Raw genomic sequence first — 26,878 nt, 5'->3', positions numbered from 1 at the left:
AACATGGCAGACAAAGCGGCAGAAGGCAGCAGCCTCGTATTCCATCCAATGGATCAGTTCATCATCAAGCCTTTGTTCGGTGACGGCCCCATCGGCATGTTCACAGTCACGAACATGACCCTCTGGCTCGGGCTTGCAGTTCTTTGCATCTTCGGCCTGATGGTTCTGGGCACATCGCGCCGCGCAGTCATTCCATCACGCGCACAATCGATTGCTGAAATGGCCTACGGGTTCGTCTACAAAATGGTCGAGGACGTGACAGGCAAGGACGGTTTGAAGTATTTCCCGTACATCTTCACACTGTTCATCTTTATCCTGTTTTCCAACTTCCTCGCACTCATCCCTATGTCCTTCTCGCCCACATCGCACATCGCGGTAACAGCGATCCTTGGCTTCGGCGTGTTCTTCGTGGTAACAGCGATCGGTTTCATTAAGAATGGCGTCGGCTTCTTGGGCCTGTTCTGGGTCTCCAGCGCGCCGCTCGCGCTGCGTCCCGTTCTGGCCCTGATCGAAATCATCTCTTACTTTGTACGCCCTGTAAGCCATTCCATTCGTTTGGCCGGCAACGTCATGGCAGGACACGCAGTTCTTAAGGTTTTCGCAGGCTTCGCCGCGCTGACAGCCGTTGCACCCCTGTCGATCCTCGGCGTTGTTGCGATCTACGGCCTAGAAGTGCTGGTATCCGCGATCCAGGCCTACGTCTTTACCATCCTGACATGCGTCTACCTGAAAGACGCATTGCACCCGTCTCACTAACCAACGTGATCTGTCCGGCAATCGGGTAGCTTACAACTCTATCAAACTTCCAATCGTAAGGAGAATTATTATGGAAGGCGATCTCGCACACATCGGCGCAGGCCTCGCAGCAATCGGTTCCGGCGCAGCCGCAATCGGTGTAGGCAACGTAGCAGGAAACTTTCTTGCAGGCGCGTTGCGCAACCCATCCGCTGCTGCTTCGCAGACAGCAACATTGTTCATCGGTATCGCGTTCGCAGAAGCACTGGGCATCTTTGCATTCCTCGTCGCTCTTCTGCTGATGTTCGCAGTCTAAACCGACACGATCTTAATCCTTACGCGCGGGCGGCCCTGTTAACCCAAGGCCGCCCGATGTAGAGAAAAGTTCCGACGGAGGACGAACATGGCTACCGAAACTACAGGTGCCGTCAGCTCATGCGTGGATTCCTATGGCTCTGCCATCGGTATGCCGCAACTTTGCTTTGAATGGTTTCCAAACCAGATTTTCTGGCTCGTTCTCACTCTTGTAGTGATCTTTCTTGTCTTGTCCCGCATCGCGCTGCCCCGCATCGCATCGGTTCTGGCAGAACGTCAGGGAACGATTACCAACGACATCGCCGCGGCCGAAAACCTCAAAGCCAAAGCGCTCGAGGCAGAAGACGCCTACAACAAGGCCCTCGCCGATGCGCGTGCAGAAGCACAGAACATCGTCGCCAGTGCGAAAGCAGAGATTCAAGCTGATCTGAATGTGGCGATTGCCAAGGCAGATTCAGAAATCGCCGCGAAGACTTCTGAATCGGAAGCGGCAATCGCCGAAATCCGTGCAGGCGCGCTCGCAAGCGTTGAGGAAGTTGCCAAAGACACCGCAGCCGAACTGGTTTCCGCGTTGGGTGGCAAGGCTTCGGCAAAAGACGTGGGCGCGGCTGTCGCTGCCCGCTTGAAAGGATAAGGCCATGCGCATCAAAGCACTCGCACTCCTCTTGAGCGTTTCGGCCCAGCCTGCACTTGCTGCATCCGGCCCGTTCTTCTCACTCGCCAACACCGACTTCGTTGTTCTGCTCGGTTTCCTCACGTTTATTGGCGTTCTGTTCTACTTCAAAGTGCCCGCCTTGCTGGGTGGTTTGCTCGACAAACGCGCCATCGGCATCCGTGATGACATCGATGAAGCCAAGGCACTGCGCGAAGAGGCACAAGCCCTTCTTGCATCGTACGAGCGCAAGCAGAAAGAAGTGCAGGAACAAGCCGATCGCATTGTCGCTGCCGCCAAGAAGGATGCAAGCCTTGCAGCCGATCAGGCCAAAGAAGATCTCGCACTCTCGATCAAACGCCGCCTTGCTGCTGCCGAAGACCAGATAGCTTCTGCACAAGCCGGCGCCGTCAAGGAAGTCCGCGATGCGGCCATAACCGTCGCAATCGCCGCTGCGAACGACGTGATCGCCAAACAGATGACGGCAAAGGACGCAACAGCCCTCATCGACGATGCAATCGGCGAAGTTTCCGCTAAATTGCACTGAACACACTGACAACTTGTCACGAATTCGCCCGGCCCTCGCGCCGGGCTTTTTCTTGTCCACTCTTCTTTGGTCCCGAAATACCTCGGAGCTTGGGGCAGCGCCCCAAACCGCCGCGTTAGCGGCTCGTCAAGCGCATGCTCTGCATGCACATCCAGATCAGCTTGACTCGCGCGGCGCGGCGTTGAACCATGGGCTATGACATCGAACATCCTGCGCGACATCACCGAAAATCCCGACCTCGGGATTACCATGGCCGATGGCACCCGCCTATCCGCACGCACTTGGATTCCGGTAGACGCCGCCGAGGCACCGGTCCCTGCGATCCTTGAGTTCCTGCCGTATCGAAAACGCGATGGAACTACAGGGCGCGATTGCCTGACCCATCCCTATTTCGCCAAGCGCGGCTATGCGTGCATCCGCGCCGACATGCGCGGCAACGGTGACAGCGAAGGGGTGATGGAGGACGAGTATAGCCCGCAGGAACTCTCCGATGCGGTCGAAACGATCAACTGGCTTGCAGCTCAACCGTGGTGCTCCGGCACAGTCGGGATGATGGGCATCAGCTGGGGCGGTTTCAACGCCTTGCAAGTTGCTGCGCTCCAGCCCGAAGCCCTAAAAGCGATCATCACGCTGTGCTCCACAGTTGATCGTTATGCAGACGACATCCACTACAAAGGCGGTTGCCTGCTCAACGAGAACCTTGGCTGGGGCGGCACCATGTGGTCCTATTCCTCCAAAGCGCCCGACCCGATACTACGTCCCGATGACTGGCGCGAAATCTGGATGGATCGCTTGGAAAACGAACCCTTCCTTGCCGCTAAATGGCTCGAACATCAGCGCCGCGATACCTATTGGGAGCATGGCTCTGTTTGCGAAGATTACTCGGCGATCAAAGCCGCCACTCTCGCCATTGGCGGTTGGGGCGATGCCTACAAAAACGCGCCCCCCGCGCTGATCGAAAACCTCACCGCGCCTGCAAAAGCCATTATCGGTCCTTGGGTTCACAAATACCCGCATTTTGCCATTCCCGAGCCACGCATTGGCTTTCTCCAAGAGGCGCTGCGCTGGTGGGATCACTGGCTCAAAGAAGAGGACACGGGCGTTCAAAACGATCCGCTCTACCGCCCCTACCTCATGGAGTCCGTAGCGCCAAAATCATGGTACACGGAGCGGCCCGGCAGATGGCTGGCAATCAATGACAAACCTTCGACCTTGCCGCGCGAGACGTGGCATTTGTCTGACACGGGCCTGCAAAAGACGCCTGCGTCACTCTCCAAAACGATCAATTCACCACAAACCTGCGGCGCGCATTCGGGCGAATATTGCGCGATCTGGCTCGGCCCCGAACTTCCCGATGATCAACGCGGCGACGACGCCTTGTCGGCTGTTTTTCAAACCGAGCCGCTGCTGGAAAGCCGCGATATCGTCGGCGCGCCGCAAATCAAACTCACGCTTAGCTGTGACAGACCACAAGGCCAGATCGCCGTCCGACTGCTCGATATTCAACCCAATGGCGCGAGCGCACGGATCACCTACGGTGTCCTCAACCTGACGCACCGCAGCAGCCACTCTGCGCCGCAACCGATGACGCCTGATAGGGCGGAAGAGGTCATGCTTGATCTTGATCACATCGCCTATCGCCTGCCCGCGGGGCATCGCCTTGGCATCGCGATTTCCACCGCCTACTGGCCACTGATCTGGCCCTCCCCCGAAGTGACCACGCTCACGCTCTCAAAAGGGGCCATCAGCATTCCCATGCGCCCGAGCGGTAACACTGACGAATGGACCTTCGAAAAGCCCGAAGCGGACACCCCTTGGCAGACCGAAACGATCCGCGAAGCATCAAACAGCCGCAAAACCACAACCGACTGGACCACAGGCATCGTTACACTGGAAATCGTGGATGATTTCGGCAAAGTCAAAGATAGCGATCACGGCCTCATCAACGGCTCTATTGCGCGCGAGTGGTATTTCATCAATCCCGATGATCCCCTGAGCGCCAATGCCAGGACCCACTGGAGCGACGAATTGGAGCGTGACGGAATCGCCCTGCGCACCGAGGCCATGTCCGAAATGTACGCGGACGCGACACATTTTCACCTGAGCGGACGAATGGAAGCCTACGAGAATAACGTACTTGTGTTCGAAAAAGACGTGCAACGTAGCATTCTTCGGGACAACCTCTAGCGGTGCAACCCTCTAAAAATGGAAATAGACCTTGATAGCTGCGACACAATCCGCAACGTTAACGACGTAACTCTGCAAACCGCCTGCCCGATCCAGGAGCGGCGGATAAAGAAATCGAAACTGGGAGACTTCTATGCAAGATCAACTCGACTATCTGGCCAAGCGCGCAGGCGCCGGCAAACTTTCACGCCGTGACTTCATGGGCAAGGCTTCAGCTCTGGGCGTCAGTGCCGCTGCCGCCAGCACAATGTTCGCGAGCGCCGCATATGCAGACGGCCCCAAAAAGGGCGGCGATCTGAAGATCGGCTCCACCGGCGGCGAGAGCACCAACTCGCTCGATCCCGCGACCTGGGCAAGTCAGGTCCCCTATCACAACGGCCGTCAATTCGGCGACACGCTGGTTGAGGTTTCCCCCACGGGCGAGATCGAACCGCGCCTCGCAACAAGCGTCGAAAGCACACCAGACGCGAAAACATGGATGTTCAAGCTGCGCCAGGGTGTCGAATTCCATAACGGCAAGACGATGACCGGCGATGACGTTCTGAAAACGATGGAACGTCATTCGAACGAGGATTCCAAGTCTGGTGCCCTCGGCGTCATGAAGAACATCGAGAGCATGAAGGTCGACGGTGACACGTTCTCGATCACGCTAAAAGATGCCAACGCAGACCTGCCCTATCTGATGTCCGACTACCACCTGGTCATTCAGCCGGGCGGCGGCATGGACAATCCTGCGGCCGGCATCGGCACAGGCCCCTACAAGATGGAAGTCAACGAGCCGGGCGTACGTCACATGTACTCCAAGCACGCAAACTACTGGGGCGACGACGCGCATTTCGATTCGGTCGAAATCCTCGCGATCAACGACGCCACGGCGCGTACCGCTGCGCTTCAGTCGGGTCAGGTTCAACTGATTAACCGTCTCGAGCCAAAGATCGCCGGCCTTCTGGCGCGCGCGCCTGGGGTATCGGTTCAATCCACGCCGGGCCGTGGTCACTATGTGTTCATCATGCACACGGACACCGCGCCGTTCGACAACAACGAATTGCGCCTCGCGCTCAAATACGCGATCAACCGTGAAGAGATGGTCGAGAAAATCCTGCGCGGCTACGGCTCTGTTGGCAACGACATGCCCATCAACGCGGCATATCCTTTGTTCGACAGCTCGATCGAGCAGCGCACATATGATATCGACAAGGCCAAGGAGCATTACGCCAAGTCCGGTCATGATGGCTCGCCCATTATCCTGCGCACGGCTGACGGTGCCTTCCCCGGTGCGGTCGATGCAGCGCAGCTCTTCCAGCAATCGGCAGCCGCAGCTGGCATTCCGCTCGAAATCAAGCGCGAGCCGAACGATGGCTACTGGTCCGAAGTCTGGAACGTCCAGCCTTTCTGTGCCTCCTATTGGGGCGGTCGCCCTGTGCAGGACCAGATGTATTCGACGGCCTATCTGTCGAGCGCGGACTGGAACGACACAAACTTCAACAACCCGGAGTTTGATGCCAAGCTGATCGAAGCAAAGGCCGAGTTGGACGTAACAAAGCGCAAGGCGCTCTATTCTGAAATGGGCATGCTCGTGCGCGATCAGGGCGGTCTCATCTGCCCGATGTTCAACGACTTCATCGACGGCGTCAGCGACAAGCTGGTCGGTTGGGATGTAGATCCCAACGGCGAGCTGATGAACGGTCAGGTCACACGCAAGTTGTGGTTTGCATAGGTCGGGGCTCAGCATATGCACCCGATTTTGAAATTGGTTTCCCAGCGCTTGGCGCTGGGACTCCTCCTCCTCCTCGCAGCGTCTGCCCTCATCTTTGTCGGCACGCAAATTCTGCCCGGCGACGTAGCGCAATCTATTCTAGGCCAATCTGCGACCCCAGAGGCGCTGGCCAATCTACGCGAAGAATTAGGCCTGAGCGAGCCTGCCTTGAGCCGCTATTTCAGCTGGCTCGGTAGCGCCATCCAAGGCGATCTCGGGGTTGCCCTCACCAACGGACAGGACATTGCGACTTCCATGGGTCGCCGCCTTGGCAATACGCTCTTCCTTGCCTTCTGGGCCGCCGTCATTTCCGTGCCCCTTGCCATTTTCCTGGGCCTGCTGGCTGTACGCTACAAAGACCGCTGGCCTGACAAGCTGATTTCCGGCGTCACGCTCGCATCCATCTCGATCCCCGAATTCCTGATTGGCTACGTTTTGATGTATTTCGTCGGCGTCAAACTCGGTTGGGCGCCCTCTGTCGCAATGATCAACGACTCTATGAGCCTTGGTGAAAAGCTCCATGCGATCGCACTGCCCGTCACCGTTCTAACACTCGTTGTACTCGCGCATATGATGCGCATGACCCGCGCGGCGATCCTGAATGTGATGCAATCGGCTTATATCGAGACGGCGGAACTTAAAGGGCTCAGCAGCTTTCAGGTTATCGCGCGTCACGCCTTTCCAAATGCCATCGCGCCTATTGTTAATGTGGTCATGCTCAACCTCGCCTACCTTGTCGTGGGCGTTGTCGTAGTCGAAGTCGTCTTCGTTTACCCCGGTATGGGGCAATATTTGGTCGATCACGTTGCCAAGCGTGACGTGCCTGTGGTGCAGGCCTGCGGCCTCGTGTTTGCGGCCGTCTATATCTGCCTCAACATGGTTGCTGACATCGTATCCATTCTCGCCAACCCGCGTTTGCGGCACCCAAAATGAGTTTACATAGAAAACTCATTTCGTGCGGAGCGGGCTTGTTAGCGAAGAAAACACGCGGACTCCGGCACCCGGCAATAATTGTGCGCTCACGCCGCGAGGACGTCTGACATGTTCAAGAATATCCCCATATCCGCCCTCATCGGTCTGTTCTTCACTGGCCTCTATTTCTTCATCGCCATTTTCGCCCCTTGGATTGCGCCCTACGGCATGGCCGAAGCCGTTGGCGATGTTTGGGAGCCTGCCTCTACAAAGCATTGGCTCGGCACCGACAGCATCGGGCGCGATTTGCTCAGCCGGATGATTTACGGCGGGCGCACGACAATCTTCATTGCAACGGCGGCGACAATCCTAAGCTTCACGCTTGGCTCTTGTCTTGGTCTTTTAGCCGCAGTCATGGGCGGCTGGGTAGATCAAGCAATTTCACGCTTCGTGGATTTGATCATGTCTATCCCCTCTTTGATCTTCGCTTTGGTGGTTCTGTCGGTCATGCCCGTCACGATCCCGGTTCTGATCATCGTCATGGGTCTGCTCGATTCAACCCGCGTTTACCGCCTGTCACGAGCGGTCGCGGTGGATATCAACGTTATGGACTACGTAGAAGCCGCAACCCTGCGCGGTGAGCGGCGCAACTGGATCATCTTTCGAGAAATCCTTCCAAACGCGCTTTCTCCGCTGGTCGCTGAAATGGGCCTGCGCTTCATCTTTGCCGTGCTCTTCGTCTCAACCCTTTCGTTCCTTGGCCTTGGCGTTCAGCCTCCCGGCGCAGATTGGGGCGGCATCGTGAAAGAAAACAAGGACGGAATCGTATACGGCATCCCTGCCGCTCTCGTCCCTGCCTTTGCAATCGCAACGCTCGCGATTTCTGTGAACCTCGTCGCGGACTGGGTCCTCAACAGAACAACCTCTCTCAAAGGAGGACGCGGATAATGAGCGAACCCCTACTCAAAGTACGTGGCCTCAAAATCGGCGCGACTGTCTATCCGCCAGATGCCAAACCCCATAAGATCGAGATTGTGCATGGCGTCGATTTTGAATTGGAAAAAGGCAAAGTCCTTGGCCTTATCGGTGAATCGGGCGCTGGCAAATCCACCATTGGCCTGTCCGCGCTTGGCTATGGACGCGGTGGCGTAGAGCTTACAGGCGGCGAGGTCTGGGTCAACGGACGCGACATCCTTCAAGGTGGCATCGGCGATTTACGCAAGCTGCGCGGCGCGGAAGTCACCTATGTGGCGCAATCCGCGGCTGCCAGCTTCAACCCTGCCAAGAAGATCATGGAGCAAGTGATCGAAGCCGCCGTCAGCCAAGGCAAATTCAGCAAATCGGATGCCGAAGCCAAGGCGCGGCTTTTGTTCGCCAAACTTGGCCTGCCCGATACCGACAACATCGGTTCGCGCTATCCACATCAAGTCTCGGGAGGACAGCTACAACGCTGCATGACCGCTCTCGCGCTTTGCCCCGAGCCTGATCTCGTGGTCTTCGACGAACCGACCACAGCGCTCGATGTAACCACCCAAATCGACGTGCTTGCCGCGATCAAGGACGCGATCCGCGATACTGGCGTTGCCGCGCTTTATATCACCCATGACCTCGCTGTGGTGGCGCAGGTTAGCGATGACATCATGGTCCTGAAAATGGGCGAAATGGTCGAATACGGCCCGGTTGATCAGATCATCAACCACCCACAAGAAGAGTATACGCAAGCGCTGGTTTCTGTGCGCTCGATCAATCACGAAGAAAAAGCTCCGCAAGAACCTATCCTGCGGGTGCGCAACATTACAGCGCGCTATCGCGGCACGAAGTTCGACGTTCTGCACGATGTGAGCGTTGATATCTCCCCCGGTCAAACACTAGCGATCGTGGGCGAATCCGGCTCTGGCAAATCCACGCTGGCGCGGGTAATCACCGGCCTCCTTCCCCCTAGCGGCGGCTCAATCGAGTTTGTGGATCGCACGCTTAGCCCTGATCAACCTTCCCGCTCGCGCGAAGATCTGCGCGAACTCCAGATGATCTATCAAATGGCCGATACCGCGATGAATCCGCGCCAGACGGTTGGGACCATCATTGGCCGCCCGCTGGAATTTTATTTCGGCATGAAAGGCGCAGAGAAACGCAAACGCATTGCAGAACTGCTCGAAGAGATCGAGATGGGGGATGGGTTCATTGATCGCTATCCCGCTGAACTCTCAGGCGGACAAAAACAGCGCGTCTGCATCGCGCGCGCGCTGGCCGCGAAGCCCAAGCTGATCATCTGCGACGAGGTCACTTCGGCGCTTGATCCACTGGTTGCGGACGGCATCCTGAAACTCCTGCTGAACTTGCAAAAACGCGAAGACGTGGCATATCTCTTCATCACCCACGACCTGGCCACAGTTCGCGCAATTGCTGACAGCATCGCGGTGATGTACCAAGGCAAAGTTGTGCGCTATGGCACGAAATCCGAAGTGCTCAGCCCGCCCTTTGATGATTACACCGACCTCCTGCTCAGTTCCGTGCCAGAAATGAAACTCGGCTGGCTGGAAAACGTTATCGCAACCCGCAAAATGGAAAGCGCTGGAAACTAAACGCCTTCATCTTGCCAAAAAAAACTCCCGCCGGAGGCTCCCATGGATCGCAAACTGCTCCTCATCATCCTCGATGGTGTCCCCCTTCGTAACTGGTCACGCCTGTTCGGCAATCTGGAAGGCTGGGTCGATAATGGTGCCGCGCAAAAATGGACGATGTCTTCTGTGCTGCCTTCGATTTCAGCAAGCTGCTATGCCTCTATCCACACGGGTGTATCGCCGCAGGAACATGGCTGCACGGGTAACGGCAATGTCTTTCGCATCGACAAGCCTGATCTGTTTTCTGAAATCAGAAAAGCTGGCGGCACCACGGGAGCGGTGACACATTCTTTCTGGTCCGAGTTCTTTAATCGCCACCCTTTTGATTTCGTGCGCGACATTGAATACGACGAACCCGAAAGCACTACAATCAACCATGGTCGCTTTCACACCATGACGGGCTATGGCGCAGCCAATCAGATGACACCGTCAGACCTCGACATCTTCGCGACGCTCACCAATCTCGCGGGGCGTTTCGATCTGAACTACGGCATCCTGCACACTTGCACGCTAGATTCGATGGGTCACCGCTTTCAACACGAAAGCCATGAAATGGATCACGCATGTTTCGTGATGGACGAAATGCTCGCACCCTTTATCCCGCGTTGGCGCGCAATGGGGTATGAGGTCATGGTGACGGCGGATCACGGGCAGGACGCGCGCGGCCATCATGGGGGGCGCGACCCTTTGCAACAGGACGTCGCACTCTATTATTTTGGTGATTCAAAGGGACCAGAAGCAGAGACGCATCTGCATCAACTGCAACTCGCCCCGACGATTTTAACACGCCTTGGCGCACCAATCCCTGCAAGCATGAAAGCGAAACCTTTCCTCCCTGCGTGACGCTCCGGTTTTTCTCGAAAAGTCGTGCCCCTAGTATGGCCAACGCTGCGCAGCTAACGCAGTGACGGCCTCTTTAATGCGCTCAAAACTCGCGCTTGCGCGCGCAGACATATGCCGCGCGCGCAAATGCCCATGCACCAATCCTGCCTCATCGACGCGATGCACTGGCACGCCGGCCGCTTTCAATGCTGCTTCATAATCCACACCATCATCGCTCAATGGATCGCACTCAGCCGTGTTGATCACGGTGGGCGGCAAACCTGCAAACGACGCATCGTGTAACGGCGCATAGCTCGGGTCGCCCACAGGTTCTTCCCCCGCCAAACGCACATGCTTGTAGATCACAATATCATCACGCGTCAGCATCGGAGCATCGGCGTATTCCATATACGACCCCTTGTTGTAGTCCCCGCCAAGTCCCGGATAGATCAGAACTTGTCCGCGAACATCCAACTCCGATCCACGCACCATGTGCGACACGCAGGCCGCTAAATTACCCCCCGCGCTATCGCCGCACAAAACCAAAGGCAGGCCCATTTCAGCAAACACAGCGCGCGTGGCAGCCAACGCATCCTCGAACATCGCAGGGTGTTTATGCTCTGGCGCGAGGCGATAATCGACAGACACCACATGATGGCCACTGGCCGCGCAAAGCTCGGCGCAAACGTCATCGTGACTGTTCAATCCGCCCACAACGAAACCACCGCCATGAAAGTACATCACCGCCACTTCACTGCCGCCGCAAGTGTAGTGGCGGCACGGCACCCCGCCATAATCGCGATCCAGAGCGCTCACACCAATAGGATACTCAACCCGAAACGCGGCGCACATTTCATCGTAGATGCGGCGCTGATCCTCGATCCCGTAAGTGGCTGTTTCAGGGGGGTAATAGCCATTGGTCTTCTTAATGAACCCCCAAGTCTCCGCATCAATCAGCTTGCCGTAATCGGCCATCGCGCCCTCCAGTTTCTTCATGTTTCAGCAAAACCGCCAAGGCCAGAATGGTCAAGGCCACGCCGATCAAAATCAACCCTCTCGGCGCGCCGTGCCCCAACGCGATTTCCCACAGGATCACCCAGCTGGGCGTAAGATATGTATAGGCCATCACCTTCGCCCCCGGCAGGCGCAGGGAGGCGTATTGCGTCAGAACGAAGGTTGCCGCAGTTGCAAAAATCGCAACATAGGCGATGGTGATCCAGACGATTTGCGGCAAAGCGGCATAATCGGTCGTGATCAGACTATCCGCACTCCAGAGCAGCAAAGCTAGCACACCGCCGCAGGTCGTGCCGAGCGAAAACAGCATCGCGCTTTCGCCGCGATTGAGCAACCGCACCAGTGGAATATAGATTGCGTGGCGCACGCATCCCCAGAAATAGATGAATTCGCCCTGCCCGATGCGAAACGCGGTGAAAGCCGACCACTCCGCGCGAAAAATTACCCAAAGCGCGCCGCTCGCGCCGATACCAAGCGCAAGGGCGATCCGGCGTGTAGTGATCTGGCGCAAGATTACGAAACTCGCCAATGCTGTCACCAGCGGCGTCAACGTAAAGACCGCCGCCGCCGACACGGGCGGCGCGGTTTTCAGCCCCTCGAACATTAAAACGAAATAAGTGGCAAAAACCGCACCAAGCAGCCCGTAGCGCCAGATCGCGACGAAGGCTGTGCGCGTCAACTCGCCTCGCAGCGCGCATATGCCCCCAAGGATCAGCGCCGCGATGGCAAAGCGCAGCACCGTCACCAGTTCTGGATCAACGCTTGGCGCGGCCATGGAGCCAAGCGAAAACGATCCCGCCACGAGCATCGAGAACAATAGCATTGCACCGTGGCCGCGCAGGGCTTCGCTCATCATGCGCTCCAGTCTTTTGCGCGCTCTTTCACAAAGGTCAGAAAGGCTTGCACCTTGGCCGTGCGGTGCAGATCAACATGCGTCACAAGCCAGAGCGGCGCACGCCATTCCTCTCGTGGCGCGGATATTTGCACCATATCCCCGTGCGAGGCCGCGTCCGTTTCCGTCATAAATCCGATGCCGGCCCCGGCGCAAATCGCCAGTTCCATGGCGCGGTTATCGGTCGAGCGGAACACCACATTCGCGCGCGGTACGTTCGCACCCAGCCATTTAAAGAACGGCGCGCGGCTAGTATCCAAATCATGCCCCACAAAGCGATGCCGCGCATATTCGCTTTCATCGGCCGGCATACCATGGACGTCTACATAGCTTTGGGACGCATAAAGCGCGACGCTTTGACTGACGAAGGATTGCACCACATTATCTGGCTGGTCCGGCGCGGCTCCCGCGCGAATGGCCACATGCGCCTCGCCGTATTCAAGGCGGAACAATCGCTCGCCCGTGAGGTAACGCAAGGTCAAATCGGGAAACTTCTGCTGAAACGCGGTCAGCGTCGGCGACATCAGCGGTGCAAGCCCATTGAGCGATGTAACCACCAATTCGCCCGAGACCTCATCGCCCTTGCCTTTAACCCGACCAACGAGTTGGCTGAACTGCTCATCCGTCGCTTGCGCTACGCGGCACAGGTCCTCGCCAGCTTCAGTCGCCGTATAGCCACGCGCATGGCGTTGGAACAGCTTTACCCCGAGGCGTGTCTCAAGCGCGTCCACATGGCGGATCACCGTGGCATGATGCACCCCGAGCACCTCCGCCGCACCGCTGACCGTGCCCATTTTCGCAACCTGATAAGCAGTCCGCACTTCATCCCAATTGTCCATAAATCCTGCCCTAACCATGCCCGTAAGGTGTGCGCATACTCACGCGTTACCGCATCTTCGCTTCAAGGGTTCGAAATTGCAACGCTGCGCAGCGGCGTGAACCGGGTCCCTGTTGACTCCACCGCGCCCAAAGCCTACACGCCAGAGCACATCCGGAAGCCGAAAACCCTTCCGGTCCTCAATGACATGAGGATCGCCATCAGTCAGCGCGTTGCGCCCACTGGTGCGTTTCTCGTTTGGAACATTCGCCGGGCCTTCCTACATTGGGCCTAACTTGCAGTTGGCTAAAGGATCTATAGGCATGTTTGAAAATCTATCCGACCGCCTCTCCGGCGTCTTTGACCGCCTGACCAAGCAAGGCGCATTATCCGAAGATGACGTCAAAACCGCCCTGCGCGAGGTGCGAGTCGCACTTTTGGAGGCCGACGTTTCCCTGCCCGTCGCACGCGATTTCGTCAAAGCGGTGCAGGAAAAGGCCACAGGCCAGTCCGTTACCAAATCCATTACGCCGGGCCAGCAGGTCGTTAAGATCGTCCATGACGAATTGATCCACGTTCTGCGCGGCGAAGGCGAACCGGGCGAGTTGAAAATCGACAACGCCCCTGCCCCGATTCTGATGGTGGGTCTGCAGGGCGGCGGTAAGACGACGACGACAGGTAAGCTCGCCAAGCGTTTGACAGAACGTAATGGCAAGCGCGTGCTGATGGCTTCGCTTGATATTTACCGCCCAGCGGCGCAGCAGCAGCTGGCTATTCTTGGTCAACAAATCGGCGTTGACACACTACCCATTGTGGCAGGCGAATCCGCCGTTCAGATCGCCAAGCGCGCCAAGCAACAGGCAACATTGGGCGGCTACGACGTTTACATGCTCGACACGGCGGGCCGTTTGCAGATCGACGAGACCTTGATGAAAGAGGTCGAAGATGTCCGCGATGCGGTAAACCCGCGCGAGACTTTGCTTGTTGTCGATGGTCTCACTGGTCAGGTCGCCGTTGAAGTTGCGCAGGAGTTTGACGGCAAGATCGGGATTTCGGGCGTTGTCCTCACCCGTATGGACGGTGATGGTCGCGGCGGTGCAGCACTCTCGATGCGCGCGGTCACGGGAAAGCCGATTATGTTCGTCGGCATGGGCGAAAAGATGGACGCCCTTGAGACATTCGAGCCAGAGCGCGTAGCGGGCCGCATCCTTGGCATGGGTGACATCGTTGCTCTGGTCGAGAAAGCGCAAGAAACCATCGAGGCCGAGCAAGCCGAGCGCATGATGAAGCGCTTCCAAAAAGGTCAGTTCAACATGAACGACCTCAAGGGCCAGCTGGAGCAGATGCAAAAGATGGGCGGCATGGAAGGGATCATGGGAATGATGCCGGGCATGGGCAAGATGGCCAAGCAAATGGAGGGCGCTGGCATTGATGATCGCATCCTCAAACAGCAGATCGCCCTGATCCAGTCGATGACCAAGCGCGAGCGTGCCAACCCTGCTTTGCTTCAGGCGAGCCGTAAAAAACGGATTGCCAAAGGATCCGGCATGGAAGTGTCCGAGTTGAATAAACTTCTCAAAATGCAGCGCCAAATGGGCGACATGATGAAGAAGATGGGCAAAGGCGGGATGCTTAAGCAAGCGATGAAGGGCATGATGGGCGGCAAAGGCGGTGGTGGTATGCCAGCGGGCATGGACCCCTCTAAGATTGACCCTAAAGCGATGGAAGCGGCGGCTAAGGCCATGGGCGGCAAGCTGCCCGGCGGTCTTGGTGGAATGGGCGGCGGCATGGGTTTGCCTCCCGGTCTGTCCGGCTTCGGGAAAAAGAAATAACCATGGCTCTCACCAACGCCCCTCGTTTTGAAACACAGCGCTTGATTTTGCGCGGCCCTGAAATGGCCGATGCAGAGCCATTGATCGCGTTTCTGATGGACGAAGTGCGCTCGGAGGGCTTTGGCGGATATACCAAGCGCGATGATGCGTGGCGCTGGTATGCGCTCAACATCGGGCATTGGCACATCCACGGCTATGGCTACCTGAGCATCGAGGACAAAGAGACCGGCAAGCCTGCAGGCATCTGCGGCATCTGGAATCCCGAAGGCTGGCCAGAACCCGAAATCGGCTGGGTCGTCTTTGAGGGTTTCGAAGGAAAAGGCATCGCCTTTGAAGCGGCGCTTGCCGTGCGCCAATGGGCCTATACGGAGCTTGGGTTTACCACGCTCACATCAAACATCGTGCCGGACAACGCACGTTCTATCGCCCTTGCGGAGCGCCTTGGCGCGACGTTCGAACGCGCATATGACAATGTGCAAATGGGGCTGGATCATCTCTATCGCCACCCTGCGCCCGCAGAATTGGATGATGGTGGAATGGGGGCATACGCATGAGCAACACATGCGAGCAGGCCCCAACAGGCATCCCCTCTGCGATCGCGGCCAGCGTGTCTTCGCAAATCCCGACGCTTATGTCCGATGCACTCTTGCTGCGCGCGCCGCGCGTCGAAGATTTCCCCCGCTATGCAGACATTGTTTGCGGCGATCGCGGTCAATATATAGGCGGCCCGATGAGCCGTGATGATGCGTGGTGGGATTTCGTGCAACTGGCTTCTGGCTGGGTGCTGCATGGTCACGGCGGCTGGGCGGTCGAGGATGTGGATAGCGCTGATCTGCTAGGCTTCGTGATCCTCGGCCTTGAGCCGGGAGATGCGCAGATCGAACTTGGCTTTCTGGTGTCGCAAGAAAACGAAGGTCTCGGCATAGCGCATGAAGCGGCGCAAATGGCGCGCGCCTTTGCGTTTGATACGCTGAACCTGCAGGAACTGGCGAGCTATATTCACAAGGACAACGCGCGATCGATCGCATTGGCCGAACGCCTCGGTGCGCGCGCGACAGTCCACAATGGCGATATGCTGGCCTATATCCACACCAATGAGGCCGCATAATGCCAACCAAACGCATCCCCGTTCTGGAAACCAAACGCTTGGTTCTGCGCGGTCCTGAGGCAGTGGATTACCCGAACTTCAAAGCGACGTTCACCAGCTACCGTGCGCGGTTTATGGGCGGGCCATTGAACGCATACGAGGCGTGGATGCTTTATGCGGCAGAAATCGGCCATTGGGAAATTCGCGGCTTTGGCATGTGGATGATCCATGACCGCGAAAGCGGCAAAACGCTGGGCATGGCCGGCGGCTGGCAGCCTGCGAAATGGCCCGAGCGCGAAATCGCCTGGATCATCTGGCCCGAGGTCGCGGGGAATGGCTACGCGCTCGAGGCCGCGCATGCCACGCGTAAGTATTTCTACGAGGTTCAGGGCTGGGAGAGCGCTGTGTCCTACATCGACCCCAAGAACCTCGACTCCATCCGCCTTGCCGAACGTCTTGGCGCGGTTAAGGATAAAGAGGCCGCGACGATTGATGGCAGCGACGCCGTTTATCGCCATCCAAGCCCCGAAAAACTGCGCTCCAGCCAGATCGCTCATGGGATCGAGATGGAAATTGCCAACTACGCGGACCCGCTGTTCAAACCGAAAGGGATGCCCATTGACTGATGCCGTCTCCAAAGCCGCCGAAGTGCTCAAAGAGCACCGCGAGAGCATTGACCGCCTTGATGCAATCCTCGTCTATACCTTGGGCGAGCGGTTCAAACACACACAAGCTGTGGGCAAGCTAAAGGCGGAGCATGCGCTTCCGCCAAGCGATCCCGCGCGCGAGTCCACGCAAATCGCGCGGCTGGAAGACCTTGCAAACCGGGCCGATCTGGACCCCGAATTTGCCAAGAAATTCCTCAATTTCGTGATTGAGGAAGTGATCCATCACCACAAACGACACCAATCATAGGGTCCGTGATTTCACCGACCTGACATAGATAAAACACTAGGAGAACTACACCATGGCTATGAAAATTCGTCTCGCGCGCAGCGGTTCCAAAAAGCGTCCATTCTATCGCATCGTCGCAGCGGACAGCCGCATGCCGCGCGATGGCCGTTACATCGAAAAGCTGGGCACATATAACCCGCTGCTGCCAAAAGACAGCGAAGAGCGCGTAAAAATGAACGTCGAGCGCATCCAGTACTGGCTTGGCGAGGGCGCACAGACGACCGACCGTGTTTCGCGCATGCTCGAAGCGGCTGACCTGCTGCCTAAGAAAGACCGCGCAAACCCAACGAAGGGCACACCCGGCAAGAAAGCCGTTGCGCGCGTTGAAGAGAAAGCTGCAAAAGCAGCAGCGGCGGCCGAAGCGGCTGCAGCACCTGCACAAGAAGAAGCAGCGGCGACAGAGTAAATCGCTCGTCAGCTTTGATAATAGGGGCGGCGCAGTATTTGCGCCGTCTTTTGCTTTTCTGTTGAGGACTATTTGCTATGTTCCGCCTCATTCGCCTACCCATCATGTTTGGCGTGGCCTTCGTGCTTGGCGTCATGTCCGAGCGCAATGCTGCGCTGGACAAATGCCTTGATGCGGGCGGGGCAATGACAAGCGGCGTGTGCCGCGGCGTTTCTGGGGGAGTTTCGGAATGAGTGATGATCTGATTTGTGTGGGGTCCATCGGTGGCTCTTTCGGGGTGCGCGGAGATGTGCGCATCAAGAGCTTTTGCGCCGAGCCATCTGCGATTGCCGATTACAGCCCTTTGACGCTAGAGGATGGTCGCAGCGTTGCTTTGACGCTGCTGGGGCCAGTGAAAAACGGCTATTCCGTGCGACTGTCCGGTGTTTCCTCGAAAGAACAAGCCGATGCACTGAGCGGCGAGAAACTATTCGCGCGCCGCGCGCAGCTTCCTGCATTGCCGGACGATGAATACTATCACACGGACTTGGAGGGGCTTGAGGTTGTTGATACCGGCGGCGTGACCCTTGGCCATGTGAAGAACGTACAGAACCACGGCGCGGGCGATTTGCTGGAGGTGCACGGCGCGAACCTGAAAACCGCCGTGCTACTGCCGTTTACGATTGCCGCCGTGCCGACCGTTGATCTCAAAGCGCGGCGCATCATCACCGATCCGCCCGAAGGGTTATTCGATTGATATGAGCGAGCCGCGCGTCATTACTGAGCAAAGCCTAACTTCTAAGGATATAGCTGGGATCGCCGCGGCAGGCGCTTCTGTGCGGCTGGTTGCCTGCCAGCTCAACAGCGTTGATTTCGACGAGTGTGATTTGATCGAATGGGCGTTCGAAAAATGCGAGCTACGCACCACGCGCTTTGATCATTGCGTGATGGATGAGGTCACATTCACCAACTGCCGCGCCATCGACAGCACCTTTCGCTCCGCGCGTTTTTCACAGGTTCGCTTTGAAAAATGCGATCTGAGCAATGCGAGTTTTGCGTTCAGCAAAATGGCAGATGTCGATTTCAAAGGATGCAAGATGATCGGACTGAACATGGCAGAGATTGGCGTATCTGATCTGGGTTTTGATCAATGCAATCTGGGCCTTGCGGAACTGCGCGGCCTGATGTTGCGCGATGCCAAGCTATCGGGCGTTAACTTTGATCAGGCCGATTTGTCCGGCGGTGATTTTAGGGATGCCAATTTGCAAGGCTGTTCTTTGCGCGACACCATCGTCACCGATGCCAACTTCCAAGGTGCCGATTTACGCACCTGCGATCTGGGTGGCCTTCAAATGAGTGATGCGCGCCGCTTCAAAGGCGCAATTATTTCCAAAAGCCAAGCCGCCGATCTGCTCGGTCAGCTTGGATTGAAAGTGGTTTGATATGAGTAACACCCCCCGCTCCCATGGTCGCAAGGCGATCCGCCAGACGTTCAAACCGCGCGAGTTGATGACGGAAAACCCTGAGCTTGCGGGCGTTTGGCGTGCGCAAATTCTGACGCTTTTCCCAGAGAGCTTTCCCGGTGTTCTAGGTGCATCCCTTACAGGCAAGGCCTTGCAAGAGGGGCTGTGGCAGATGGATACGATTGATCTACGCCCCTTTGGCGAAACCAAGCATCGCAATGTGGATGACACCCCCGCGGGAGGTGGCGCAGGCATGGTTCTGCGTGCCGATGTACTGGGTAAAGCGCTGGACACAGCTGCTGAATCCGCCAAAGGAAACTGGCCTGTTGTTTACCTGTCCCCGCGCGGCAAACCAATGGATCAAGCAATGGCGCGGCGCTTCGCAGGCTGCGACGGTATCACGCTCCTTTGTGGGCGTTTCGAGGGCGTCGATGAGCGCGTTATCGAGGAATACAACATCGAAGAAGTATCGCTTGGTGACTTTATCCTCACAGGGGGCGAGATTGCAGCACAGGCCTTGATTGATGCAACGGTGCGGCTTATACCGCGCGTGCTTGGGAACTACGATTCCACGCAGGACGAATCGTTCTCGCATGGTCTCCTAGAGCATCCTCAGTATACGAAACCTGCGGTCTGGAAGGATCGCGCGATACCGGAAATACTTCAGTCCGGCCATCACGCGAAAATATCCGAATGGCGGCAGGCCATGGCCGAAAGGCTAACGAAAGAAAGACGACCTGACCTCTGGCGGGCTTGGTGTGCTTTGCACGGCAGGGACCCGGATGAAGACCGAGAGCTCTGAGGACGCATAAACCTTTGCGGAACAACCGCGAGCATACATAGGAGATAAGACATGAATCTTATCGCACAATTGGAGGCCGAACAGGTCGCCGCACTCGGGAAAGACCTTCCCGATTTCAAAGCCGGAGACACAATTCGTGTGGGCTATAAAGTAACCGAGGGCACGCGCAGCCGTGTTCAGAACTATGAAGGCGTGTGCATCGCGCGCAAGAATGGCAAAGGCGTTGCCGGGTCTTTCACAGTTCGCAAGATTTCCTTTGGTGAGGGCGTGGAACGTGTGTTCCCACTGCATTCCACCAACGTAGACAGCATCACAGTAGTGCGCCGTGGCCGCGTTCGCCGCGCCAAGCTGTACTATCTGCGCTCGCGTCGCGGTAAATCCGCACGTATCGCTGAAGATACAACTTACAAGCCACTCAAAGGCTAAGGAGCGCACTGATGAAAAAAGATATTCACCCAGATTACCACATCATCAACGTGAAGATGACGGATGGTACGATCCACCAGATGAAATCCACATACGGCAAAGAGGGCGACCAACTCGCGCTCGACATCGACCCGTCTGCGCACCCCGCATGGACAGGTGGCGGCACGCGCTTGATGGATGCTGGCGGACGTGTTTCCAAGTTCAAGAAGAAATACGAAGGTCTGGGCTTCTAAGCACAGCTCCTACGGAATTTTTAGAAACGCCGCTCCTTCTGGGGGCGGCGTTTTTCGTTTTGGGCTTTTTGAGTGGTGAGGGGATCATAAAAATGGTGGCGAGCGTCAGCTTCGCGCCCATTTTTCCAAAGCCCTGCATTGCATCTAATGTTTGCAGCACATTAGGGTCAAAAAACTCCCAACAACTGCTTAGTTTTTGAACGGGGTTTTTGGTAGCGTCAATCGATGTGGTTTGGGCATGTGCCAAAAAGGAGGGTTTTTGGAACAGGCTGGACGGTCACTGACCAGGACAAAAGCGTAATCAACTCTTCTTCGCTATTTCCTCAAGCGCTTTAACCATTCTCATTTGGGGAGACCTGTTCGTCCCAAGCCCATCCAGTTCACAAACGTCTATTGAAAATAGGCTCTCGTATTGTCCACCTGCTAAGTCTTCATAGGTCAGCCGAGCAGCGAACGGCGGCAAGGGATTTTCTCCTAGAAGATCCCAACTAAGCGCCAAACTGAACTCGATTGATTTACCTTGAAGAATTACGGCAAAAGGATGGTGCCGTTTGAAAACATTAGTTATTAAGTTCCTCTGAGCCAAATCGTCCTTTGGTTCGTCGACGTCGATGCAGACGTTCAGAGCAGCACCAGCCCCCACATTAGAAATATTGAAGGTGATAAGCTCGCGGGCATCTGCCCGTTGACCCAGATGTGCTACCAGAACTGGGTCAGTCCCAGCTTGGCGAGTTTTTCTTTGCTCCAGCAAAGCACTCGCCGCAAAGTAGATCGACGCAGTTGCAACGAGAAGTGAAATAATCAGCGGTGCAACTTCAAAATAATCTGATGCCTTACGGGCACCCCAAAAAAACTCAAACGCAACGATAGATAGTATTACTGATAAAGCCCCAACAGCTACTCCTAGAGCCAACTTACCATCGCTTGTGAACAACCCTTTTGGTTCATTTTTATCATTTCTAATCGTATACTTAGCCATAAGTTAATTCCGCAAATTATCAGGAATATTGATAAACTAAAAATAGCCTACAGCAACAGGGAACTCCACGATCAGGGGCTTGTAGTAGACCTTCATGTCATTCCCCAAAACCACCGTTTGTCGAACGGTAAACCAAACTGGACATTATCGCGCGCAGCGGAGGTCTTGTTTGCCAGCATAGCTCCTTCGAAGGCCAAGCCTAGCGCTCACGCAGTCACTACTATAAATCCATTTAGCACACGCGCACCCAAGCGCTGCGGTTTGCGTTATCTGACGCGCATAGACCTATTTGGTTTTGGCCCCAAAGACGTGAACAACGCGCCATCACGATACCAGCCCGTGATCAAAAAACCGCGCTCGTTCACCTCTGGGAAGTTGTCTGCCCAATCGCGATATCGGTCATTGGTCACGATCTTGGCACGAAAATCGCGTGCCGCTTTCAGAATATACCGGTCCGCCACAGTGCCATTGGGCACCACCATAATGCGATCTAGGGGCAGTCCCAAAAGCTGACTGAACGTGCCATCATGGCCGTATTTCCCTTGAAGCTGGTGCCCGGCACTTGCATCGAACATCACACCCGCTGTGTAGCCATGGTGTTCAAGCCGCTCAAGCACATCGAGAAGCGGTTTGATATTCGGCTCATTGTTGATCCAGTGCATGACGTTCGAGCCATCTACAATCACCCATTTTCGCGCGCCTATCTCGGCCTCAGCGGATGCTTGGATGTGGTTTAAATCCACTCTCGGTTTTGACCTTTGCCCGCGCTTGGTGACGCGCTTTGGCTTGGGCTCGTCCACCAGATAGGCGTTGCCTCCGAAGCAAGCGCGCCAGATCAGCCAAAGGCTTGCCACGGCGCAGGGCACACCAAGCAACAAGGCATCTGACCATACAGGGATGAAATACCCGAAGGCGCTCAAAAACATGGAAACAGCAAACAAAATCAAAGGTGTTTTCATACACGCCCGAGTAGTAGAGCGAGGAATCTTCGTCAATCTATGGACATGTGAAAACATTCGGCGCACGACTAGGCACGCGCGCAACGAGCGAGATCCACCCTATGCCCACACGCCCTCTCTGGCTAACTCTCGCACCATTCATCTTCCTTGCGCTCTGGTCTGTCGGCTATTCGGTCGCCAAGATCGGGCTGCTTTATACGGACCCCATGACGCTACTGGCACTGCGCTTTGGCTGCGTGATCCTCATCATGGCGGTGCTTTTTGCAATTCTACGCCCGCCACTGCCAAGGACGCGCGCAGATTGGGCGCATCTGGCGTTTGTCGGATTTCTGATCCAAGCGGTGTATTTCGGGATGAATTACTATGCCTTCAGTGCGGGTATTGGCGCGGGGACATTGGCGCTGCTCATGTCGTTTCAACCCATCCTTGTTGCCCTGCTCGCTCCGCTTTGGACCACTGAAACTATCACGCGGCGCAGTTGGATCGGCCTTGCGCTAGGCCTGCTTGGCACGCTCTTGGTAATCGGATCACGCACTACGATTGAACCGCCAAGCATGCTTGGCCTGACCTTCGCGGCGATTGCGCTACTCGGAATTACCAGCGGCTCGCTCTGGGAAAAGCGCCACGGACTCAGCCATCATCCAGTGACCGCGAACCTCATTGGCTACACGGCAGGCTTCATCGGGATAATGCCCGCGCTGGCCTTACAAAACGATTTTCATGTGGATTGGACGCCTGCCTTCATCGCAGCACTCGCTTATCTGGTGATCGGCAATTCGGTGATCGCCGTAGGTCTTTTGCTCGCCATGATCCGCGCAGGCGATGTGAGCCGCGTGTCCGCGCTGTTCTTCATGGTGCCGCCTTTGGCTGCACTGACCGCATGGATATTACTGGGGGAAGTCATGCCCTTGCTGGCATGGATCGGTCTAGGGGCGGCATCTCTTGGGGTTTATCTCGCAACGAGAAAGGGCGTGTGATGTTTGAGCGTTATGCAATTTATCACACATTCGAAGGACCCTTGGCAACGCACGGAGCCGCATGGCTTGGTTGGGATATCGCAGCAGGACAAACAGTTCAGCATCCCGAAATCAAGGGCATTGACCTTGCCAAGCTGACGGAACGGCCACGTAAATACGGGCTGCATGCCACATTCAAAGCTCCGTTTCACTTGGCAGATGGCATACGGGAGGGTGATCTCTCCCACGCGTTCAAGGGCCTTTGCGCCGCACACGCCCCCATTACTCTCGCGGCCCTCACACTTTCGCAGATTGGACGTTTTTTTGCCCTGACATGTGACGGAGATGACAGTGCATTGAAGTCTCTCGCGGCGCAAACGGTGCAATCGCTTGATCCGTTTCGCGCACCACTTAGCGATGACGTTCTTCAACGGCGCAGAAGCCAACGCCTTTCAGAGCGCCAAAAGGCAAACCTCGCGCAATGGGGCTACCCGCATGTGATGGAGGACTTCAAATTTCACGTCACCCTGACGGGCAACATCAAGGATCAGTTGCACACGCCCGTCAAAGCCATGCTGCACAGCCATTTTGCACAGACTTTACCGATACCCTACACGCTCGACACACTAACGCTAGCAGGGCAGGACAACGACGGCAGGTTCCGCGAAATCCTGCGTGAGCCACTCAAAGGTTAAGGGTTCCCGATACTACGCTTTCAAATTGCATCGCAGGCGCCCCTTCCCCTCGCTTGACGCATGCTCTAATCCAAAGACAAGAACGGGGCTCGGGGGGCCGAAGATATGGCGCATATTATTGTAGTTGGGAACGAAAAAGGCGGGGCTGGCAAGTCCACCGTCTCCATGCACGTGGCAACGGCGCTTGCGCGCATGGGGCATAAGGTTGGCGTACTTGATCTGGACCTGCGCCAAAAGACGTTCGGGCGTTACGTTGCAAATCGCACGGCGTTTCTGGAGTCACAAGGCATTGAACTTCCCTGCCCCGATTACCGCGAGTTGCCCGAAATTGATCAAAGCAACCTGCGCCCCGGCGAAAATGTTTATGATCATCGCCTCTCGGCTGCGGTTGCCACGCTGGAGCCTGATAGCGATTTCATCGTGATTGACTGTCCCGGTTCGCACACACGGCTGAGCCAAGTGGCGCATTCGCTGGCGGATACATTGATCACACCGCTGAACGATAGTTTTGTCGATTTCGATTTGCTCGCCCACACGGACACGGACGGCGTCAAAATCAAAGGGCCATCTGTTTATTCCGAAATGGTCTGGAATGCTCGCCAGCTTCGCGCGCAGGCCAAGCTACCACCAATCGACTGGATCGTGCTACGCAATCGCATGGGTGCACAGAACATGGTGAACAAAAAGAAAATGCAGGCCGCAATCGAGGTGCTTGCCAAACGCATCGGTTTTCGCGTCGCCCCCGGTTTTAACGAGCGGGTAATTTTCAGAGAGCTTTTTCCACGTGGTTTGACCTTGCTTGATCTTAAGGATGTGGGCGTAAAACAGATGAACATCTCGAACGTCGCGGCCCGTCAGGAATTGCGCGATCTGTTGAAATCCCTGAACTTGCCGGGCGTCACGGTAGACTTCTAGGAACGGCTCAGACGCAGCAGTAGTTTGCGCAGAACATCGCGTTCTTCCGCGCTCATCTGATCTGAGAGTGCGCTATCATAGCGGCGCGCTTCTTCGCGAAGCTCATTGTAGACAGAGGTGCCCAGCGCGGTCAGCTCCAACGCCTCGACCCGCCTGTCGTTCTCGCGCCGCGCGCGTTTCAGATAGCGCCGCCCTTCAAGCGCCGCGACCGCGCGGCTGATCTTGGTTTTATGCGATTTCGCGCGCGCTCCGATTTCTTTCGCCGTAAGCGTGCCGTAGATCCCAAGATGGAAGAGTACGCGCCATTCGGTGCGCAGCATGCCATAGCGATTTTTGTAAATCTGGTTGAACGCAAGGCTCGACGCCTCTGCTGCTTGGTTCAGCAGATAGGGCAGGAATAGCTGTAAATCAAAGTCGTCTTTTTCGCTCATTCGCCAGTTTTGAAGGTTGTTAGTTACAAAATCAACTAATACTTCAGGTCGCAACTTGTACACACGGGAACCTGCCATGAAACGCCAAGTCACGCCCTCCACAATGACCAGCGCCGCAACGCCTATGGGCATCACCCAAGGCTATATGCCCGGTTTCGGTAATGATTTTGAAACCGAAGCCCTGTCCGGCGCTTTGCCTCAAGGCATGAACAGTCCGCAGAAATGTAACTACGGACTTTATGGCGAACAACTCTCTGGCACAGCCTTTACAGCGCCGAGCCACCAGAACGAGCGCACTTGGTGCTACCGCATTCGCCCCTCCGTGAAACACTCGCACCGCTATACCAAGATCGATTTGCCCTACTGGAAGTCCGCGCCCTATGTGGACCCGGACGTTATCAGTCTTGGCCAGTATCGCTGGGACCCCGTGCCGCATACAGATCAGGCGCTGACATGGCTGACGGGTATGCGCACGATGACCACGGCGGGTGATGTGAACACTCAGATCGGCATGGCGAGCCACATTTATCTGGTTACCGAGAGCATGAAAGACGCGTATTTCTTTTCAGCCGATTCCGAACTGTTGGTGGTTCCGCAAGAGGGGCGTTTACGCTTTTGCACCGAGCTTGGCGTCATCGACGTTGAACCCAAGGAAATCGCGATCATCCCGCGTGGCCTGCTCTACCGAGTTGAACTGTTAGAGGGTCCCGCACGTGGCTTTGTGTGCGAAAACTACGGCCAGAAATTCGACCTGCCTGGCCGCGGCCCCATTGGCGCGAACTGCATGGCAAACCGGCGCGATTTCAAAGCCCCCGTTGCAGCGTTCGAGGACCGCGATGCACCCTCAACCGTCACAATCAAATGGTGCGGGCAATTCCATGAAACCAAGATCGGCCATTCACCCCTTGATGTGGTCGCTTGGCATGGCAATTATGCGCCCTATAAATACGACCTGCGTACGTATTGTCCTGTAGGTTCGATCCTGTTCGATCACCCTGACCCCTCGATCTTTACCGTACTCACGGCACCCTCTGGCGTTGAAGGCACTGCAAATATCGACTTTGTTCTGTTCCGCGAGCGCTGGATGGTGGCCGAGGATACGTTCCGCCCGCCATGGTATCACAAGAACATTATGTCCGAGATGATGGGCAACATTTACGGTCAATATGATGCCAAACCCAAGGGTTTTATCCCGGGCGGGATGAGCCTGCACAACATGATGATCCCCCATGGACCGGACAAGAATGCCTTTGAAGGGGCGTCCAATGCGGACCTGAAGGCGGAGAAGCTGGACAATACCATGTCCTTCATGTTCGAAACACGCTTCCCCCAGCACCTGACACCCTTCGCAGCCAGCGAGGCACCGCTACAAGACGATTACATTGATTGCTGGACCGATATAGAAAAGAAATTCGACGGCACCTCCGGTAAGAAGTAAAGCAACGCTAATGTAACGAGCGTGGATCCATACACGCCCGCCAAAAGGACGAT

At 56.3% G+C, this 26,878-nt stretch carries 32 protein-coding genes; 26 read left to right on the top strand and 6 right to left on the bottom strand.

What is annotated here, in order from left to right:
- Positions 1–3 precede the first annotated feature (3 nt).
- The 10 genes from B9P63_RS01595 (at position 4) to B9P63_RS01550 (ending at position 10,568) form a co-directional block, all read left to right on the top strand.
- A complete protein-coding gene (locus B9P63_RS01595) occupies positions 4–756 on the top strand; it encodes a F0F1 ATP synthase subunit A (protein WP_085306788.1) in 753 nt (250 codons plus the stop codon).
- A gap of 70 nt (positions 757–826) precedes the next feature.
- Entirely contained in the window at positions 827–1,051 is a 225-nt protein-coding gene (locus B9P63_RS01590) for a F0F1 ATP synthase subunit C (protein WP_011048925.1), read from the top strand.
- An 87-nt stretch (positions 1,052–1,138) separates the two neighbouring features.
- Positions 1,139–1,684, top strand: a complete 546-nt coding sequence (locus tag B9P63_RS01585; RefSeq protein ID WP_085306787.1) for a F0F1 ATP synthase subunit B' — start codon at positions 1,139–1,141, stop codon at positions 1,682–1,684.
- 4 nt (positions 1,685–1,688) lie between these two features.
- On the top strand, positions 1,689–2,249 hold the full coding sequence (locus B9P63_RS01580; RefSeq protein ID WP_085306786.1) for a F0F1 ATP synthase subunit B: 561 nt from the start codon (positions 1,689–1,691) through the stop codon (positions 2,247–2,249).
- Positions 2,250–2,444: 195 nt separating this feature from the next.
- Positions 2,445–4,436, top strand: a complete 1,992-nt coding sequence (locus B9P63_RS01575) for a CocE/NonD family hydrolase (protein WP_085306785.1) — start codon at positions 2,445–2,447, stop codon at positions 4,434–4,436.
- Between the two features lie 133 nt (positions 4,437–4,569).
- Positions 4,570–6,153 (top strand): ABC transporter substrate-binding protein, encoded by a 1,584-nt coding sequence (locus B9P63_RS01570; protein WP_085306784.1) that lies wholly within the window; start codon positions 4,570–4,572, stop codon positions 6,151–6,153.
- Positions 6,154–6,168: 15 nt separating this feature from the next.
- On the top strand, positions 6,169–7,125 hold the full coding sequence (locus B9P63_RS01565) for an ABC transporter permease (RefSeq protein WP_085306783.1): 957 nt from the start codon (positions 6,169–6,171) through the stop codon (positions 7,123–7,125).
- Between the two features lie 108 nt (positions 7,126–7,233).
- A complete protein-coding gene (locus B9P63_RS01560) occupies positions 7,234–8,052 on the top strand; it encodes an ABC transporter permease (protein WP_085306782.1) in 819 nt (272 codons plus the stop codon).
- The gene (locus B9P63_RS01555; protein ID WP_085306781.1) at positions 8,052–9,686 is read left to right on the top strand and encodes an ABC transporter ATP-binding protein; all 1,635 of its coding nucleotides are present in this window, start codon (positions 8,052–8,054) and stop codon (positions 9,684–9,686) included. Before B9P63_RS01560 ends, B9P63_RS01555 begins: the two co-directional genes overlap by 1 nt.
- A gap of 42 nt (positions 9,687–9,728) precedes the next feature.
- A complete protein-coding gene (locus tag B9P63_RS01550) occupies positions 9,729–10,568 on the top strand; it encodes an alkaline phosphatase family protein (RefSeq protein ID WP_085306780.1) in 840 nt (279 codons plus the stop codon).
- A 30-nt stretch (positions 10,569–10,598) separates the two neighbouring features.
- Here B9P63_RS01550 and B9P63_RS01545 read toward each other — a convergent pair whose 3' ends face one another.
- The 3 genes from B9P63_RS01545 to B9P63_RS01535 are packed head-to-tail and all read right to left on the bottom strand — an operon-like array spanning position 10,599 to position 13,292.
- Positions 10,599–11,543, bottom strand: a complete 945-nt coding sequence (locus B9P63_RS01545; protein ID WP_245830520.1) for an alpha/beta hydrolase — start codon at positions 11,541–11,543, stop codon at positions 10,599–10,601.
- Entirely contained in the window at positions 11,497–12,414 is a 918-nt protein-coding gene (locus tag B9P63_RS01540; RefSeq protein WP_085307050.1) for a DMT family transporter, read from the bottom strand. The genes B9P63_RS01545 and B9P63_RS01540 overlap by 47 nt, the downstream gene beginning before the upstream one ends.
- A complete protein-coding gene (locus B9P63_RS01535) occupies positions 12,414–13,292 on the bottom strand; it encodes a LysR family transcriptional regulator (protein ID WP_085306779.1) in 879 nt (292 codons plus the stop codon). Before B9P63_RS01535 ends, B9P63_RS01540 begins: the two co-directional genes overlap by 1 nt.
- 301 nt (positions 13,293–13,593) lie before the next feature.
- On the opposite strand from B9P63_RS01535, the gene ffh reads away from it, so the two are divergent.
- From ffh to rpmE, 12 genes are all read left to right on the top strand, one after another.
- On the top strand, positions 13,594–15,102 hold the full coding sequence (gene ffh, locus B9P63_RS01530; RefSeq protein WP_085306778.1) for a signal recognition particle protein: 1,509 nt from the start codon (positions 13,594–13,596) through the stop codon (positions 15,100–15,102).
- Between the two features lie 2 nt (positions 15,103–15,104).
- Positions 15,105–15,656, top strand: a complete 552-nt coding sequence (locus B9P63_RS01525; RefSeq protein ID WP_085306777.1) for a GNAT family N-acetyltransferase — start codon at positions 15,105–15,107, stop codon at positions 15,654–15,656.
- The gene (locus tag B9P63_RS01520) at positions 15,653–16,210 is read left to right on the top strand and encodes a GNAT family N-acetyltransferase (protein ID WP_085306776.1); all 558 of its coding nucleotides are present in this window, start codon (positions 15,653–15,655) and stop codon (positions 16,208–16,210) included. Before B9P63_RS01525 ends, B9P63_RS01520 begins: the two co-directional genes overlap by 4 nt.
- Positions 16,210–16,815: a GNAT family N-acetyltransferase gene (locus B9P63_RS01515; RefSeq protein WP_085306775.1), complete on the top strand. Its 606-nt coding sequence runs from the start codon at positions 16,210–16,212 to the stop codon at positions 16,813–16,815. Before B9P63_RS01520 ends, B9P63_RS01515 begins: the two co-directional genes overlap by 1 nt.
- Positions 16,808–17,104: a chorismate mutase gene (locus tag B9P63_RS01510; protein ID WP_085306774.1), complete on the top strand. Its 297-nt coding sequence runs from the start codon at positions 16,808–16,810 to the stop codon at positions 17,102–17,104. The genes B9P63_RS01515 and B9P63_RS01510 overlap by 8 nt, the downstream gene beginning before the upstream one ends.
- A gap of 52 nt (positions 17,105–17,156) precedes the next feature.
- Positions 17,157–17,549 carry a 30S ribosomal protein S16 gene (gene rpsP / locus B9P63_RS01505; protein ID WP_085306773.1) on the top strand — a complete coding sequence of 131 codons (393 nt, stop codon included), beginning with the start codon at positions 17,157–17,159 and terminating at the stop codon, positions 17,547–17,549.
- Between the two features lie 77 nt (positions 17,550–17,626).
- The gene (locus B9P63_RS19100) at positions 17,627–17,782 is read left to right on the top strand and encodes a hypothetical protein (protein ID WP_176219061.1); all 156 of its coding nucleotides are present in this window, start codon (positions 17,627–17,629) and stop codon (positions 17,780–17,782) included.
- Positions 17,779–18,285: a ribosome maturation factor RimM gene (gene rimM, locus B9P63_RS01500; RefSeq protein ID WP_085306772.1), complete on the top strand. Its 507-nt coding sequence runs from the start codon at positions 17,779–17,781 to the stop codon at positions 18,283–18,285. The genes B9P63_RS19100 and rimM overlap by 4 nt, the downstream gene beginning before the upstream one ends.
- A 1-nt stretch (position 18,286) precedes the next feature.
- A complete protein-coding gene (locus tag B9P63_RS01495; protein WP_085306771.1) occupies positions 18,287–18,970 on the top strand; it encodes a pentapeptide repeat-containing protein in 684 nt (227 codons plus the stop codon).
- Position 18,971: 1 nt separating this feature from the next.
- The gene (gene trmD, locus B9P63_RS01490; protein WP_085306770.1) at positions 18,972–19,793 is read left to right on the top strand and encodes a tRNA (guanosine(37)-N1)-methyltransferase TrmD; all 822 of its coding nucleotides are present in this window, start codon (positions 18,972–18,974) and stop codon (positions 19,791–19,793) included.
- A gap of 51 nt (positions 19,794–19,844) precedes the next feature.
- Entirely contained in the window at positions 19,845–20,219 is a 375-nt protein-coding gene (rplS, locus tag B9P63_RS01485; RefSeq protein WP_085306769.1) for a 50S ribosomal protein L19, read from the top strand.
- Between the two features lie 11 nt (positions 20,220–20,230).
- The gene (gene rpmE / locus B9P63_RS01480; protein WP_085306768.1) at positions 20,231–20,452 is read left to right on the top strand and encodes a 50S ribosomal protein L31; all 222 of its coding nucleotides are present in this window, start codon (positions 20,231–20,233) and stop codon (positions 20,450–20,452) included.
- 301 nt (positions 20,453–20,753) lie between these two features.
- Here rpmE and B9P63_RS01475 read toward each other — a convergent pair whose 3' ends face one another.
- Both B9P63_RS01475 and B9P63_RS01470 read right to left on the bottom strand, forming a co-directional pair.
- Entirely contained in the window at positions 20,754–21,431 is a 678-nt protein-coding gene (locus tag B9P63_RS01475; protein WP_085306767.1) for a hypothetical protein, read from the bottom strand.
- 266 nt (positions 21,432–21,697) lie between these two features.
- Positions 21,698–22,390, bottom strand: coding sequence for an NYN domain-containing protein (locus B9P63_RS01470; RefSeq protein WP_176219078.1), 693 nt, complete (start codon positions 22,388–22,390; stop codon positions 21,698–21,700).
- Positions 22,391–22,491: 101 nt separating this feature from the next.
- Here B9P63_RS01470 and B9P63_RS01465 point away from each other — a divergent pair, with 101 nt between their 5' ends.
- From B9P63_RS01465 to B9P63_RS01455, 3 genes are all read left to right on the top strand, one after another.
- Positions 22,492–23,367 carry a DMT family transporter gene (locus tag B9P63_RS01465; protein ID WP_085306765.1) on the top strand — a complete coding sequence of 292 codons (876 nt, stop codon included), beginning with the start codon at positions 22,492–22,494 and terminating at the stop codon, positions 23,365–23,367.
- Entirely contained in the window at positions 23,367–24,041 is a 675-nt protein-coding gene (locus tag B9P63_RS01460; protein WP_085306764.1) for a DUF1045 domain-containing protein, read from the top strand. The genes B9P63_RS01465 and B9P63_RS01460 overlap by 1 nt, the downstream gene beginning before the upstream one ends.
- 105 nt (positions 24,042–24,146) lie before the next feature.
- Positions 24,147–24,956 carry a division plane positioning ATPase MipZ gene (locus tag B9P63_RS01455; RefSeq protein ID WP_085306763.1) on the top strand — a complete coding sequence of 270 codons (810 nt, stop codon included), beginning with the start codon at positions 24,147–24,149 and terminating at the stop codon, positions 24,954–24,956.
- On the opposite strand, the gene B9P63_RS01450 is transcribed toward B9P63_RS01455, so the two are convergent.
- Entirely contained in the window at positions 24,953–25,387 is a 435-nt protein-coding gene (locus B9P63_RS01450; protein WP_085306762.1) for a MarR family winged helix-turn-helix transcriptional regulator, read from the bottom strand. The two genes, B9P63_RS01455 and B9P63_RS01450, sit on opposite strands and share 4 nt — an antisense overlap.
- 76 nt (positions 25,388–25,463) lie before the next feature.
- Here B9P63_RS01450 and hmgA point away from each other — a divergent pair, with 76 nt between their 5' ends.
- The gene (gene hmgA / locus B9P63_RS01445) at positions 25,464–26,825 is read left to right on the top strand and encodes a homogentisate 1,2-dioxygenase (RefSeq protein WP_085306761.1); all 1,362 of its coding nucleotides are present in this window, start codon (positions 25,464–25,466) and stop codon (positions 26,823–26,825) included.
- Positions 26,826–26,878: the final 53 nt, after the last annotated feature.

It is taken from the genome of Planktotalea arctica (assembly GCF_002105285.1).
GTDB lineage: Bacteria > Pseudomonadota > Alphaproteobacteria > Rhodobacterales > Rhodobacteraceae > Planktotalea > Planktotalea arctica.
This window is presented reverse-complemented; position numbering and strand designations above follow the sequence as displayed.